10 protein-coding genes and 2 pseudogenes are annotated in these 14880 nt (G+C 70.7%); 9 read left to right on the top strand and 3 right to left on the bottom strand.

The window, feature by feature from the left end; translation table 11 throughout:
- Window positions 1–98 precede the first annotated feature (98 nt).
- Window positions 99–1042, bottom strand: a pseudogene (locus AB0J87_RS19425) (IS5 family transposase).
- A gap of 939 nt (window positions 1043–1981) precedes the next feature.
- On the opposite strand from AB0J87_RS19425, the gene AB0J87_RS19420 reads away from it, so the two are divergent.
- The 6 genes from AB0J87_RS19420 to AB0J87_RS19395 all read left to right on the top strand — a co-directional run bounded on the left by AB0J87_RS19420 (window position 1982) and on the right by AB0J87_RS19395 (window position 11334).
- The gene (locus tag AB0J87_RS19420) at window positions 1982–2929 is read left to right on the top strand and encodes a hypothetical protein (RefSeq protein ID WP_363966930.1); all 948 of its coding nucleotides are present in this window, start codon (window positions 1982–1984) and stop codon (window positions 2927–2929) included.
- Window positions 2930–2967: 38 nt separating this feature from the next.
- A complete protein-coding gene (locus tag AB0J87_RS19415) occupies window positions 2968–4368 on the top strand; it encodes a vWA domain-containing protein (RefSeq protein WP_363966928.1) in 1401 nt (466 codons plus the stop codon).
- The gene (locus AB0J87_RS19410; RefSeq protein WP_363966927.1) at window positions 4365–5315 is read left to right on the top strand and encodes a DUF6569 family protein; all 951 of its coding nucleotides are present in this window, start codon (window positions 4365–4367) and stop codon (window positions 5313–5315) included. The genes AB0J87_RS19415 and AB0J87_RS19410 overlap by 4 nt, the downstream gene beginning before the upstream one ends.
- 235 nt (window positions 5316–5550) lie before the next feature.
- Window positions 5551–8439 carry a M36 family metallopeptidase gene (locus tag AB0J87_RS19405; RefSeq protein WP_363966925.1) on the top strand — a complete coding sequence of 963 codons (2889 nt, stop codon included), beginning with the start codon at window positions 5551–5553 and terminating at the stop codon, window positions 8437–8439.
- A gap of 126 nt (window positions 8440–8565) precedes the next feature.
- Complete coding sequence (locus tag AB0J87_RS19400; protein WP_363966924.1) at window positions 8566–9786, top strand: amidohydrolase family protein; 1221 nt, start codon at window positions 8566–8568, stop codon at window positions 9784–9786.
- A 306-nt stretch (window positions 9787–10092) separates the two neighbouring features.
- Window positions 10093–11334, top strand: coding sequence for a low temperature requirement protein A (locus AB0J87_RS19395; RefSeq protein WP_363966922.1), 1242 nt, complete (start codon window positions 10093–10095; stop codon window positions 11332–11334).
- Here AB0J87_RS19395 and AB0J87_RS19390 read toward each other — a convergent pair.
- Window positions 11298–12239: an RNA polymerase sigma-70 factor gene (locus AB0J87_RS19390; protein WP_363966920.1), complete on the bottom strand. Its 942-nt coding sequence runs from the start codon at window positions 12237–12239 to the stop codon at window positions 11298–11300. The two genes, AB0J87_RS19395 and AB0J87_RS19390, sit on opposite strands and share 37 nt — an antisense overlap.
- A 68-nt stretch (window positions 12240–12307) precedes the next feature.
- Window positions 12308–12463: pseudogene (locus AB0J87_RS19385) on the bottom strand (aldehyde dehydrogenase family protein); the annotation flags it as partial.
- 262 nt (window positions 12464–12725) lie between these two features.
- Between AB0J87_RS19385 and AB0J87_RS19380 the strand changes: the two are divergent.
- Genes AB0J87_RS19380 through AB0J87_RS19370 form a run of 3 tightly spaced genes read left to right on the top strand, consistent with a single transcriptional unit; the run spans window position 12726 to window position 14789 of the window.
- Entirely contained in the window at window positions 12726–13466 is a 741-nt protein-coding gene (locus AB0J87_RS19380) for an SDR family oxidoreductase (protein WP_363966918.1), read from the top strand.
- Between the two features lie 14 nt (window positions 13467–13480).
- Window positions 13481–13711, top strand: coding sequence for a hypothetical protein (locus tag AB0J87_RS19375; protein ID WP_363966916.1), 231 nt, complete (start codon window positions 13481–13483; stop codon window positions 13709–13711).
- Window positions 13712–13745: 34 nt separating this feature from the next.
- Complete coding sequence (locus tag AB0J87_RS19370; protein WP_363966914.1) at window positions 13746–14789, top strand: ferritin-like protein; 1044 nt, start codon at window positions 13746–13748, stop codon at window positions 14787–14789.
- The last annotated feature ends 91 nt before the right edge of the window (window positions 14790–14880 follow it).

Here is a 14880-nt window from a genome sequence, read left to right as displayed (position 1 = left end):
TGGGGCGAGGTGATGGGCGGGACAGGCTCAGGTCGTGTACGGATCTACAGCATCGATGTCGCCTACAGACGCCGCGCCACTAAGAGCTGTTTCTTAGATCAGGTGCGGAGCCAGATGATCAGGGCGGCCAGGGTGACGGTGCCGAGGAAGATGTAGGCGCGTTTGTCATAACGCGTTGCGACGGCTCGGAAGTTCTTCAGTCGGTTGATCACCCGTTCCACGACGTTGCGTGCCTTGTAGCGTTCGGCGTCGAAGCCGGTGGGCCGTCCTCCTGCTGAGCCGCGCCGACGCCGGTTGGCGCGCTGGTCGCGGGGTTCGGGGATGGTGTGGCGGATCTTGCGGCGGCGTAGGTAGGCGCGGTTGGCGCGGGAGGAGTAGGCCTTGTCCGCGGTCAGGCTGTCAGGTCGGGTGCGGGGACGGCCCGGCTCGAGCCGGGGGACGCGGATGGTGCCCAGCACTCGCCGGAACTGCGGGCTGTCGCCGTACTGGCCCGGTGTCAGCACCAGCGACAGCATCCGGCAGCGGCCGTCTGCCGATAGGTGGATCTTGGTGGTGAAGCCGCCGCGGGAGCGGCCTAGGCACTCCCCAGTCTGACCACCTCCGTCAGCCGGGCGGCCAGCGTGGCCAGTACCGGATCGCCCCGTTTTGTCCCGGCGGCGTCCCCCTTTTGCCCCCTTGGTGTGGGAGGCGGCGGGGGTGGTGTGCGAGGCGCGCCGGCCGCGTGCTGGTGCGCCCGGACAGTGGTGGAGTCCACGGCGATGTCCCAGTCCACCCGGCCCCCGGCGTCCTGCTCGGCCTGGATTGCAGTCAGCAGCATCTGCCAGGTGCCGTCGGCCGACCAGCGGCGGTGCCGCTTGTAGACCATGATCCATGGGCCGAACCGTTCGGGCAGGTCACGCCAGGGCAGCCCGGTCCGTGCCCGGTACAACACGCCGTCGATCGTCGTGCGGTGGTCATTCCATCGTCCACCCCGCTGGCCGCCCTCAGGCAGCAACGGCCGGAGCCGCTCCCACTCGGCGTTCGTTAAGTCACCACGTCCCATGAACTGATCGTGACAACATCACCACGATTAGTCAGCAGATCTAAGAAACAGCTCTTAGGGCGTTCAGATCGCTCTCAACATCACGATTCCGGCGTCAGACCAGCCGCCAGTAAGTAGTCGACACAACCGCGGCGACAGATCGGCTCAGCGGCCCCGCTTGGTACTGTCGGGGGTATGCGTTCGGCGAGCGCCTGCTGCCCGGGCCGTCAGTAGTCCTGGGCTCCGGCCCTGTGCAGGGCACCACCCTGCAGGATGGCGGCGTATTCCTCGATCCACGAATCGGGCAGTCGAAATGCTTGCTGTTAGCCAGATGGCAGGTGCTGTGGATATGCCGTAAGCAGCACACAAGCAGCGATCATTTCCCAATGCCTTCCCGCTGGGAGTGCCGATTTGCTGCGACATATGTGTATCCGCAGGTTAAACCATGATCGCCCCGTGTCGCCGGTCGGACTCCTAATACGGTGCGCCCTGGAGCGAACGGGAGATCGGATAATGGGCGATCAATGTCTCGCTGGTGGGCAAATGCACGATGCCTGATCGGCGAGCCTGGCCCGGAAGGCGCCTGGTCCGGGGCGGGCATCAGGCGGCCCACCGCTTCGCAGGTCAACGGGTGGGTTCGATGGCGCCGTCAGGCGCGGGTGCGCCGTCAGGCGCGCCCCGGGAAGGGCAGTCCGAGCGGAGCGAGGCCCTTTGTGGTCGGGGTGGGTGTCAGCAGGCCCACCATCCAGTTGGGCAACGGGTGGGTGGTTCTCGGCCCACCTACCCCCGTCAACTTCGCTGACGTATTAGCCTGATAATCGCGTCCCGTTTTTTCGGATGGGAGAGCGAATGAAGGCCGATCCCGTTGTTCTGCTTACGGCGGTGTTCAGTCTCGTCCTTGGTCTCGGTGCCTTCGCCTGGCAGTGGCGCGCGCCGGATGGCGGAAACGAGCGGGTGCACATGATCTCCTGGACCCTGCTCGCGCTCTTTCCCGTCACGCTCCTGTTCTCATTCTTCCCGCAGAGCCAATTCTCCGCCGAGATCAAGGGTGCCACCATGACGGGCGCCGTCGGGCTGTGGGCGTTCATCTGGTGGTACGGGCTGCGTTCCCTGCGCACCGCGGGCCGGGCCGACGAATACCGGAAGGAGATCCGCGCGCTGCGGGAGCAGATCGACACGCACGCGAAAATGCGGCAGCCGCAGCCCATCGAGGAGACACGGACGTACGAATACACGGTCCACGGCCGGCCCTCGCGGCGGCTCGTGCTCATCACCGGCGACCTGCGCAACGTCAAGGACGTGGACGTCTGGGTGAACTCCGAGAACACCGACATGCAGATGTCCAGGTTCCATGAGCGGTCGATCTCCGCCGTCATCCGGTACGAGGGCGCGCGGCGCGATCCCCTGACCGAGCGGGTGGTCGAGGACTGCGTGGCCGACGAGCTCGGCCGGCGGGTGGGCGCCAACGTGCCCGTGGAGCCCGGAACCGCCATCGTGACCGGGGCGCACCAGCTCGCCGAGCGCAACGGCGTCATGGGCATCGTGCACGCCGCCGCCGTCCACGGGGCCGCCGGCGTCGGGTACCGCCGGGTGGACAATCTGGGTACGTGCGTGCGCAACGTGTTCCTGCGGGCCGAGGAGATCGCCGACGGCGGGCGGCGGGCCGCCTCGATCGTGTTTCCCATCTTCGGGACCGGCGAGGCGGCGGCCGACGTCGAGTCCACGGTCCAGAGCATGCTGACGGCCATTGTCGCCCATCTGACCGACGGCCGTCCCCGGCACGTCGAAACCGTCTATTTGCTGGCCTACACCGACGCGGAATTGGCGGTCTGCGAAAAAGCACTTGACGCGTCCGCGCATATCTCTCCGGCCGGGAAGGCCGGGAAGAAACGTACCCGGCAAAAATAAGTGTCGCCCGGCGGGCCGGATTCCTTAATCTCGATCTCGTGGACACCCCGACTCTTCTCCAGCATTTCAGGACGCACGACGCCCCTTTGGTCCTGTCCAGGGGCGGCGATCTGGTCTGGGACGACGCGGAGCTCCACCGCAGTGCCCGGCTGAGCGACCCCGAGGGATACGCGCTGCTGGCGCTGGTGCCCGGTGTGCTCCCCTGGCAGCGGGCCCGCGTGCTGCTGTGCACGCTGGCCGCCTCGCAGGACGGCCTGGACGAGCGCACCCGCGCGACCCTGGCCAAGGTCACGAGGGCGCTCATGTTCGGCCTGCCGCCGGCGTACGCCGTCACCGCGCTCCTGGCGCTGCGGCGGCTGCGCGTCAACCACAAGCACGCCACGCGGGCCGTCGTCGCGTTCGTCCTGGAGCACCCGGAGGCCGACGCGCTCATCGAGGCGCGCCGGCCGGCGCTGGTCGACTGCTTCGAGCACGCGCTCGGCAAGGCGACCGCGCGCGGGTGCGCCCGCCTGATCGCGGAGGGCGACACCGGGTCCGGCCGGCTGCGCAGGAGCCTGCTGCGCTTCACCTCCGACCCGGCCGTGGCGATCGGGCGGGTGCGCGCGCTCTACGCGCCCGGCACGTACGGCGCGGAGGCCCCGCAGGAGCCGCCGGCGCCGCTCGACCAGGTCGGGGAGCGCCCGCCTAACGTCACGCCGACCAACCGGGGCGACATCGCCGCGACGCTGGTGCACCTCTACCGGGGTGGGCCGGCCGCCGAGCTGCGGCCCGCGCTGGCGGGCTACGTGGCCGAGGCGACGCGCGGGCTGCCGCGCCTGGCCGGCCACGTGGCCGTGGTGCTCGACACGTCGGGCTCCATGCGCGGGTACGGCGATCGAGAGTGGGCGGTCATGTCGCAGGCCGCGGCGCTGAGGCTGGTCCTGGCCGAGGTCTGCGAGCGCCTCACGGTGATCGAGACCGCCGAGGCCCTCGAGGTCCGCGAGCGCCTCACGGTGGTCGAGACGGGTGAGGTTTGCGAGCGCCTCACGGTGATCGAGACCGCCGAGGGCCCCGAGGTCCGCGAGCGCCTCACGGCGGGCGAGACCGTCGATGGCGCGACCGACCTGGCGACCCGGCTGCTCGACGCCCTGGACACCCGCCCCGACCTGGTGGTGATCGTGACCGACGGCTACGAGAACGTCCTGCCGGGCGACCTGGCCAGGGTGGCGGCCACGCTGCCCCGAGCGGGCGTCACCACTCCGGTGGTGCTCTGCCAGGCCACGTTCACCGCCGGCGACGACCTGACCCTGCGCGACCCGGCGCCGCTGCTGCCGCGCCGGCCGTTCTGGCATCAGGACGACTTCGCCGGGCTGCTGCCGTGGCTGTTCGGCCACTGCGCGCCCGGCCGTGACTGGATCCGTACGGCCATGCTGAGCCGACTGGAAGGAGGACGCACATGACCGCACTCGAGACGCTCCTGCCCGCGCCGCTCGACCTGCGCGGCTACCGCGCGGGCGCGCCGCAGCGCGCCGGGGCGCTGACCATGGTGCCGATCTGGGGCCCCGAGCGGCCCGGCATCGTGCCGCCCCGCTCCGGGCTGAAGCTCGAGCGGGTCGTCGGGTACGGCCGGGTCGAGCTGCTCAACGGCGCCCGCGAGGGTGTGGCGATCGTGCCGCTGCACATCGGCTACATCCAGGACGCCGCCCAGAACCACGCCCTGTGCTCCGCGGCGCTGATGGGCGCCGGGCAGACGAGGCGGTTCGACGACGCCTGCTGCGTCCAGGCCGGCCAGGGCGGTTACCTGGAGGGCCGCGACCAGTGGTTCTTCGTGCTGCCGGTGGAGCTGCGGGCCAAGGCGCTGGAGCTGCGCGGGCACCACGACTACGCCAAGCTGTGGCCGGACATCTCCGAGCTCAACGCCGCGTGCGGGCTGCCGTCGCGCGGGCACCTGGAGCAGATCCTGTCGCGCAAGCGGGCGACGCTGACCCAGTTCCAGAGCCGGCTGGAGCTGCTGCCGGGGCAGCTCGGCGCGCTGTTCTTCGTGGGCGACAGGTTCGCGGGGCTGGAGCTGGCGCCCGATCCGGTGTACTTCGCCGAGATGTGGATGGCGCTGGTCTGCTTCGCGTACGGGGTCGCCGCCTGGCGGGCCGAGCCCGAGCGGGTCGACGCGGAGCCGTACGAGGCGGGCAGCCTGGCCGAGCTGCGCGCGGAGCTGGCGCGCGACCGGGCCGCCCGTCAGGCAGAGGTGGCCTCCTGGCTGCCCGCGCCGGCCGGTGACGTGCGCATGGTCGAGGAGGAGCGCTACCTCGACCTGCGGCTGTCCACCGTGACCGGCGACGGGCTGGCCGGTCAGGTGGTCACCGAGCACGGGCGGCCGGTGTACGCGTCGCTGTTCGCGAGCCGGTAAATCCGGTTGCGGCGGGTCCACGACGACAGGTTGAATGATCAGTGCGGGAACTGCGCCGGGCACGGCGGGCTCAACCCCTCATGCCATGTAAGGGCGTCGTTTTGAGAACGGCTCTATGGTCCGCCGAGGCGCCGGCCACCGGTCCCGCACTGAGATCTTGCCAGCCCCCGGACTCGGTGTTACCTCTTGCGGGATGCGTGCAATCCGCGCATCCCTGAGACGCAGGAGGGAACCGTTGTCCTGGTTACGCAGTGCACTCGTCGCCGTCGCGCTCGCCGCGTCGGCACTACCTCTCGCAGGGCCCGCCCGGGGCGAACCCGGCGGGCAGGCCCCCATCCATGACTTCCAGGCCGAAGAGCACGGCAAGCCGGACGTGGACAACCGGCAGGGCAGGGTCGCCCCGCCCGCCGGACTGAACGCCCGCAGCGCCGGGACGGCGGCCGAGATCCGCTGGAACGCTCTCGGCACCCCCGCGGCCGTCACCAGCGCCGAACCGCTGGCCGAAGGACTCGGGTCCGATCCCGAGCAGGCCGCCCGCACGTATCTCAAGGACAACCCCGCGGTCTTCGGCCTGTCCGCGCAGGCGGTGGACGCGCTGGAGCGGGTCGCGGTCAACCACGTCGGCGCGGGTCACGCCGTGCTGCTGCGCCAGCGCTTCGGCGACCTGCCGGCCGGCGTGGACGGCCTCGTCGCGATCGGCGTGGTGAACGGCCAGATCAGGCACGTCACCTCCTCGCTGTCCCGCGAGACGGAGGCGCCGCCGGCCGCGACGATCACCGCGCAGCAGGCGCTGGAGATCGCGGCCAGGGACGGCGGCATCGACCTGGCCACGGCGGCCACCAAGCAGGCCACGCCGGTGGCGGTGCCCGCTCCCGACGGGGTGCACAGCGCGTACCAGGTGGTCCTGATCGGTGGCTCGAGCGGCGAGGCGGCGGGGTACACGACGCACGTGGACGCCGTCAGCGGCGCCATCCTCGTACGGGAGAACCTGGTCGACCACTTCGACCCCGAGAACCCGCGCTGGAAGGCCTTCCCGGCTAACCCGCGCGACGACTACTCCTCCCGTGACACCCGCCAGACCTGGTGCTTCGCGGCGGGCCCCGGCTGCGACTACGTGACCGGCGGCGACCCGGCGACCGGCAAGGCGTGGGACGTCGACCACACCACGGACGCCTCGACGAACACCAGCGCCGGCAACGCGACCAAGACGACCGAGAACCGGGCGAACGGCGACCCGTTCTCCGTCGGGACCCGCACCAACGTGCTCACCCCGAGCAGGAACTACCTCTTCCCGTGGAAGAACACCTGGCACGAGTCCAAGTGCGACCCGGCGGTGTTCGACCAGGCCGGCGAGGCCGACCTGGAAGCCGCCATCGCCAACCTGAACGCGATGCACAACAGGATGCACGACTGGTCGTATCGGCTCGGCTTCACCGAGACGGCCTGGAACATGCAGGCGGACAACGGCGCCCGCGGCGGCCTCGGCGGCGACGCCGAGCAGGGGAACGCGCAGGCCGGCGCGCGGGTGCTGTCCGTGCGCGACAACGCCAACCAGATCACCGGCCCTGACGGGCTCGCGCCGATCACGAACATGTACCTGTGGCAGCCGATCGCCGGCTCGTTCTACTCGCCCTGCGTGGACGGCGACTACGACATGTCGGTCATCGGCCACGAATACACGCACGCGATCTCCGGCCGCATGATCGGCGGCCCGAACGCCGGCTGGAGCGGCGCCCAGGCCGGGGCCATGAACGAGAGCACCTCCGACCTGTTCGCGATGGAGCACCTCTTCGAGTACGGCTTCCGCCCCTCGGGCCTGACCCCGTACGTGACCGGCGGCTACGTGACCGGGGACAAGGAACGCGGCATCAGGAACTACGACATGTCCAAGTCGCCGCTGAACTACAGCGACGTCGCGTACGACATCGTCGGCCAGCAGGTGCACGCGGACGGCGAGATCTGGTCGGCGACCCAGTTCGACGTGCGCGCGGCGTTCGTCAAGCGGTACGGCGACGGCACGGCCAGGCAGCAGCGGGCCTGCGCGGACGGGCAGACGCCGGTCGAGCGGTGCCCGGGTAACCGGCGCTGGGCGCAGCTGTCGTTCGACGCCCTGCTGCTGATGGCCTCGGGCGCGGTCAGCTACGTCGACCACCGCGACGCGCTGCTGGCGGCCGACGCGATGCGGTTCGGCGGCAAGAACCAGGACATCATGTGGCGCGCGTTCGCCGAGCACGGCCTGGGCAAGGGCGCGGCCAGCACCGGCGCGAACGACGCGGACCCGACGCCGAGCTTCGTCAACCCCGCGGGCAAGAACGGCTCGCTGCAGCTCAAGCCGCTGGGTGAGGCGAAGGGCGCGGCGCTGCGGCTGTATGTGGGCGACTACGAGGGCCGCGCGGTCCCGGTCGCCGACACCGACCCGGCGACGCCGCTGGGCGACACGGTGGAGATGACGCCCGGCGTGTACTCGTTCATCGTGGCGGGCAACGGGTTCGGGCACACGCGGCTGAAGTTCGTGGTGGTGGGCGGCGTGCAGTTGCCGCTCCCGCTGCCGCTGACCCGCAACCTCGCCTCGGCGGCGGGCGGCGCGACGGCCACGGGCGACGGCGTCAACCAGGCCAAGCTGATCGACGAGACCGAGGCCACGAACTGGGCCTCGCTCACCGGCGCGCCCGCCGGCAAGTCGGTCGTCGTGGACCTGGCGGGCGACGCGCCGGTCAAGGTCCGCCGCGTGCAGGTGAGCGCGATGCTGCGGCCCAACGTCAACGACGCGGCCGACCCGGGCGGGCAGAACCGCTTCTCCAGCGTGCGCTCGTTCGAGGTGCTGGCCTGCGGTTCGGGCTGCACCGACCCGGCGAACTTCACGAAGATCTACACCAGCCCCTCGGACGCCTTCAAGTCGGGGCTGCCGCGTCCCCGGGGCGCCGACATGATCTTCAAGTCGTTCGACGTGCGGGCCACGAGTGCCACGCATCTGATGTTCCGGGTGCTCAGCACGCAGTGCACCGGCAATCCGCTGTACGCCGGTGAGCAGGACCAGGATCCGAACTCCGCGACGGACTGCGCCACGGCCAGCCCGCAGCGGGAGCAGGTGAGGGCGGCCGAGTTCCAGGCGTTCTCGCACTGAGGTCGTGATTCTGTACGGCCCGCGTCCTCTTGGGCGCGGGCCGTTCGCGTGCTTGCTCTCTGGTAGTTCGAGGTCGTACTATTCGGGGCAGATCTAGTTAGATGTCGAATTATCTGGGGGAGAAGTATGCGTACCCTGATTCGTGGTGTCCGGGTCTTCGACGGCGAGCGGACCGTGCCGGCGGCCGACGTGGTGATCGACGGCGACCGCATCGGCGCGGTCGCCATCGGCGGCGAGGTCGCCGGCCACGTGGACGCCGTGATCGACGGCGCCGGGAAGACCCTGCTGCCGGGCCTGATCGACGCGCACACGCACGCCTTCGAGGGCGACCTGGCCGAGGCGCTGACGTTCGGCGTCACCACCGAGCTCGACATGAACAACCTGCCGCCGCTCCTCGCCGCCCAGCGCCGCCAGGCCGCCGAACGCGACGACGTGGCCGACATCCGCAGCTCCAGCATGATCGCCACCGCCCCGCACGGGCACCCGACCCAGATCATGACCGCGGACGTGCTCAAGGCCCTCGGCACGGACCGCACCCTCGACACGGTGGCCGACTCGGGCGAGGCCAAGGCGTTCGTGGAGGCCCGGCTGGCCGAAGGCGTCGACTACCTCAAGATCGCCATCGACGACGGCGGGTCGTCCGGGATGCGGCTGCCCGCCCTCGGCCCCGAGCTCGCCGCCGTCCTGGTCGAGGCCGGGCACGCCGCCGGCCTGCGGGTCATCGCGCACACGGTCACCGCCAGGGAGGCGCTCATCGCCTTGGACGCGGGCGCCGACGGGCTCGCGCACCTGTACTCCGACGTGAACGAGGAGCAGGCCGAGGAGATGGCGGCCAGGATCGCCGCGTACGACGCGTTCGTGATCAGCACGATCACCTACATCGAGGCCGTCACCGGCGACCCGAACGGTCGGGAACTGCTGCGCGACCCGCGGATCGCCGCGCGCATGTCGGACCGCTCGAAGGCCACGTTCGGCCGGGAGTGGGCGGACATCCCCATGCACTCCCAGGGCGCCATCAACGCCTCGCACGCGGCCGCGGCCCTGCGGCGAGCGGGGGTGCCGGTGCTGGCGGGCACGGACTGCACCCCGTTCGGGCCGGTGCACGGGGCGGGCCTGCACCACGAGCTGCTCCTGCTGACGGAGGCGGGCTGGACGGCGGAGCAGGCGCTGGCGGCGGCCACCGGCACCACGGCCCGCCTCTTCGGCCTGACGGATCGGGGCCGCATCGCCCCTGGCCTCCGGGCGGACCTGCTGCTCGTGAACGGCGACCCGACCACGGACATCACGGCGTCCCGGGCCATCGAGGAGGTGTGGCGAGGCGGCGTACGACGTAGGTTGGCCGTCTGACACCCACCCTGCCAAAAGGATCAGCCCGGTCGATTGACCGCGTGATTGTTCGATCGGTCGTTACCCATGTCGGCCCCACGACGCTTGCCGGCTGGGCGAGATCGGCCTGACCGAGGTGACGGCCGCGCTCAGTGATCCGATCCGGGTCGGCCTGGTGCGAGTGTCGGCCGACGGTCGTGAGCGCGGGTGGGGCGAGTCGCAGGCGCCGGTGGCCAGGTCGACGCTGTCGTGCCGAGTTGTCACAGACCGGGCCGCCGCCCTGTCTTACAGACGGACCGGACGTTGCGCAGCGACAGGAGCGAGACCTTGCCACCCACCGGCACCACCATCCGCCTTCGGGTCCGGATGAGCGCCCGCCCCATCGACGAGCCGCACCGCGCTTCGAGCCAGCTCGAGCTGCTGTTCGACCTCACCTTCGTGGTCGCGGTCGCCGCCGTCACCGCCCAGCTCGCGCACAACCTCGCCGACGGTCACGGCCTCGCCGCACTGGTCCCGTTCCTCCAGGTGTTCTTCGCGATCTGGTGGGCGTGGATGAACTTCACCTGGTTCGCCTCGTCCTACGACACCGACGATGTCGCCTACCGGCTGCTGACGATGGTGCAGATGGCCGGCGTGCTGACCCTCGCCGCCGGCGTGCCCGCCGCGTTCAGTCACTCCGACTACGGCATCATCACCCTCGGCTACGTCATCATGAGGATCGGGCTCGTCGCCCAATGGCTGCGAGCCGGTCTCGAAGACCCGGCCGGCCGCCGCACCGCGCTGCGCTACGCCGCCGGGATCAGCCTCGTGACGGCGGGCTGGGCGCTGCGCTACCTGTTCGCGGAGCTGGGCCTGCTGCCCTCCTTCGTCGGACTGCTGGTCCTTGTCCTCCTGGACGTACTGGAACTCTCGGTGCCGCGGTGGGCCGAACAGGCCAGGCCCACCACCTGGCACCCGCACCACATCGCCGAGCGCTACGGCCTGTTCACGATCATTCTGCTCGGTGAGAGCGTGCTGGCCGCGAGCAGGGGAGTCGAGGGAGCGCTCGAAGCGGGCCAGATCAGGGGAGCCTTCGTCGTCATCGCCGGTTGCGGGCTCGTGCTGCTGTTCGCGCTTTGGTGGCTGTACTTCCTCATCGAGGCGGGGGAGGGGCTCAGCGACCGCCGGCATCGCTCGTACCTGTGGGGGTACGGCCACTACGGCATCTTCGCGGCGCTGGCGTCCCTCGGCGCCGGGCTGGAGGTGGCGGTGGAGCAGAGCGGGCACGCGGTCGCGGCGTCGCCGCAGGCACTCGGCTACGCGGTCGCCATCCCGGTCGGTGTGTACCTCGCGCTGCTGTGGGCCGCGCACGCGCTGGTCGCCGCCGAGCCCGTCATCTATCCCGCCGCGGTCCTGGGCTGTGTCGCCGCCGTCCTGCTGCTGCCGCTCGCGGCGCCCTGGATCGGGGTGGCCGCCGTGGTCGCGGCGATCACGGCCCTCTGCGTGCTGCTGGTCGCCGTCTCGATCACGACCGCGGCCGCCGGGAGGCGTCGTCAGGGCCCGCTGCTGTCCACCTCCGGCGAGTCGTGACCTTCGGCGGCGGTGGACATGGCGATGAGCTTGGCGGGGTTCATCATCCACAGCACCTGGTCGATGCCCTGGTCCGAGGCGTTGACGGTGAGGACCGTGAACACCTGTCCGTCGCGGCTCAGCAGCGCTGAGGTCTGGCCGTTCGTGCTCGCCCAGGCCACCTCGACCCCGGCCCAGAACCGGCTCGCGAACGCCCTCACGTACTTCGCCACCCGCTCCGCGCCCACCACGGGGAACCGGGAGGCGCGGACGGCTCCGCCGCCGTCGGAGTAGCTGATCACGTCGGCGGCGAAGAGCTCTTCGAGTGCGGTCATGTCGCCGGAGCGGGCGGCGGCGACGAAGGCGGTGAGGAGGCGGCGTTGTTCGGCTTGGGTGACGGGGGTGCGGCGGGCGATGAGGACGCGTTTGCGGGCTCTGCTGACGAGCTGGCGTACGGCGGGTTCGTTGAGTTCGAGGATGTCGGCGATCTGCCGGTAGGGGTAGTCGAACGCCTCTCGTAGCACGTAGGCGGCGCGTTCGGTGGGGGAGAGGCGTTCCAGGAGGAGCAGGACGGCGAACTCCAGGGCTTCGGCGCGTTCGGCGCCGAGGGAGGGGTCGGCGGCGGTGTCGACGGGTTCGGGCAGCCAGGGGCCGAGGTAGGTTTCGCGGCGGACGCGGGCGGACTGGGTGGCGTTGATCGCCAGCCGGGTGGTCGTGGTGGCCAGGAACGCGGCGGGGTCGTCGACCTTGGCGCGGTCGTAGGCCTGCCAGCGCAGCCAGACGTCCTGGACCAGGTCTTCGGCTTCGGTGACGCTGGCGAGCATCCGGTACGCGATCCCGAACAGGCGTGGTCGCACCCCGGCGAACACCGCCGCCGCCTGCTCCAGATCGGCCACCGCCATCTCCCCCTGCCCCTCGACTGCCACCTACCGCCTACCCCTCGAGCAGCGAGGACAGCCCGCGGCAGGTAACAGTACCGGGAGATCTCCGCTGGTCAGCTCTGGATGGACTTGGTCTCGAGATACTCCTCGAAGCCGTGGCGGCCGGACTCGCGGCCGTTGCCCGACTGCTTGTAACCGCCGAACGGCGCGAGCGCATTCCAGCCGGCGCCGTTGACGTCCACCTGGCCGGTACGCAGCCGACGACGTACGCCGCCGCGGCGGCCACCGCGAGCTCCACCGCCTCCTCCTGGCGCGACGCCGGCACCAGCATCCGCGGCCACGCACCGCAGACCTGGCCGCCGTTGGTGAAGAGCATGTCGATGCCGGGATGCGCCGCGATGGCCGCGCCGACGGTCCAGCACTGAGGTCGAAGGAATTTCGGCGGCTGCTGTCACAAGCCCGGAGGCTGCCCTGTCTTAGCTGACGACCGGCTGGCACACGGATGCCCCGGCGGGACAGAGAGGGTGCGCCATGAAGGTCGTCGTGGTCGGCGGGACGGGCCTGATCGGGTCGAAGCTGGTGGCCATGCTGGGGGAGCACGGTCACGAGGCGGTGGCGGCGGCGCCGAGCACCGGTGTCAACACGCTGACCGGTGAGGGGTTGGCGGAGGTGCTGGCGGGTGCGCAGGTGGTGGTGGACGTGTCGAACTCGCCGTCGTTCGAGCCCGCGGCGGTGATGGAGTTCTTCGAGACCTCCACGCGCAATCTGCTGGCCGCGGAGGCGGTGGCCGGGGTCGGTCATCATGTCGCGCTGTCGGTGGTGGGCACGGAACGGATGCCCGAGAACGGCTATTTCGCGGCGAAGATCGCTCAGGAGCGGTTGATCGAGAAGTCGGGGATCCCGTTCTCGCTCGTGCACGCGACGCAGTTCTTCGAGTTCGTACGGGCCATCGCGGAGGAGGCCACGGACGGCGACACGGTGCGGATCGCGCCGGTGCGGTTCCAGCCCATCGCGGGTGAGGAGGTCGCCCAGGCGGTCGGCCGGGTCGCGGTGGGGCAGCCGCTGAACGGCCGGGTCGAGGTGGGCGGCCCTGATGACGTCCGGATGGACGAGTTCTTCCGCGATGCCCTGGCCGCCTGGGGTGACCCGCGCACGGTGGTCGCCGACCCGCAGGCCCGTTACTACGGCAGCGTGCCGGGCGAGCGGACGCTGGTGCCCGGTGAGGACGCGATCCTCGGCACCATCCACTACCGCGAATGGCTCGGCAAGTAACGCATGGAGGAAAGATGAGCGCTCCCAACAGCGAGGACGACTTCCTGTACGAGCTCCAGATCGAGGTCGAGACCGAGGTGACCCTGATCGAGGCGAGCCATCCGGAGGAGGTCGCTGAGCTGCCGGTCACCGAGTGGCTGTTCGACCCGACGGACGCCGAGCGCGAGGAGATCGGCCTGCGGGGCCTGCTCGACGCGGTCGAGGCACTGGAGGACGGCTCCCGGCCCGGCGATCACGTCGCGTGACACGCCCCCTTCCCACAACCGAGTCAGGACACCGATGAAACACCTGGAACCCCAGCGAACCCGGATCGACACCCTCGAAAGCCTGCGCGAGCACCTGCAGTGGGCGATCGAGCTGGAACACGCGACCCTGCCGCCGTACCTGTGCGCGCTGTACTCGCTCGACCCGGAGCGCAACCCCGAAGCGGTCGAGGTCGTGGGCAGTGTCTTCGTTGAGGAGATGCTGCACCTGGCGCTGGCCGCCAACCTGCTCAACGCCGTCGGCGGCCGGCCGCGGCTGGACACGCCGGGGATGTTGCCGCCGCACCCCCGCCCCCTGCCCCACGGCTCGCTGGAGCTGTCCCTGGTGCCCTTCGGGCCGGAAGCCCTCGAGATGTTCCTGCGGATCGAACAACCGGCACCGCCCGGCGCCCCGGCCGAAGCCGACGGCTACGAGACGATCGGCCAGTTCTACGCCGCCATCGAGGAGGGCCTGCGCCACCTGTGCGAACGGCTCGGCGAGCAGGCGGTCTTCAGCGGCGACCCGGCCCGCCAGGTGAGCGCCGACCACTTCCGCCACACCGCCGGGCACCTGGTCCAGGTCGGTGACCTCGCCTCGGCGCTGGCGGCGCTGGAGGAGATCGTCGAGCAGGGCGAGGGCACCGCCCGCGGCGGCGTCTGGGACGGCGACCAGGACGTCTTCCACCCCGAACGCCAAGAAGTCGGACACTACTACCGCTTCCAGGAGCTCAAGCTCGGCCGCCGCTACCAGCGGGGCGACACCCCGCAGAGCGGGCCCACCGGCGAGGCCATCCAGGTGAACCTGACCGGCGTACCCCCGATGCGGCGCAACCCGCGGCTGTCCGACCACGAGCCGGGCAACGCGATCAGGACCGCGCAGGAAGAGTTCAACCACACCTACTGCACCCTGCTGAGCCAGCTCGAGCAGGCCTTCAACGGCAGCCCGAAGCTGCTCGGGGCCGCCACCGGCACCATGTACGCGCTCAAGGGCCAGGCCCAGGCCCTGATGCGGATGCCCGACGAAGACGGCACCACCGCCGGTCCCACCTTCGAATACGTGGTGCCCGAACTGCGGCGGTGAAGCGCAGGCGGCACCCCGCCCAGGCGAACCGGGGCCGGCGGATGCGCTCACTCAGGTCCTGCTCACACGAAAGCCTATTGCGCTACCCTTG

It is taken from the genome of Nonomuraea sp. NPDC049625 (assembly GCF_040675285.1).
In the GTDB taxonomy this organism is placed as follows: domain Bacteria; phylum Actinomycetota; class Actinomycetes; order Streptosporangiales; family Streptosporangiaceae; genus Nonomuraea; species Nonomuraea angiospora_A.
The sequence above is the reverse complement of the archived record's forward strand: the minus strand, read 5'-3'. Positions and strand labels throughout refer to the sequence as shown.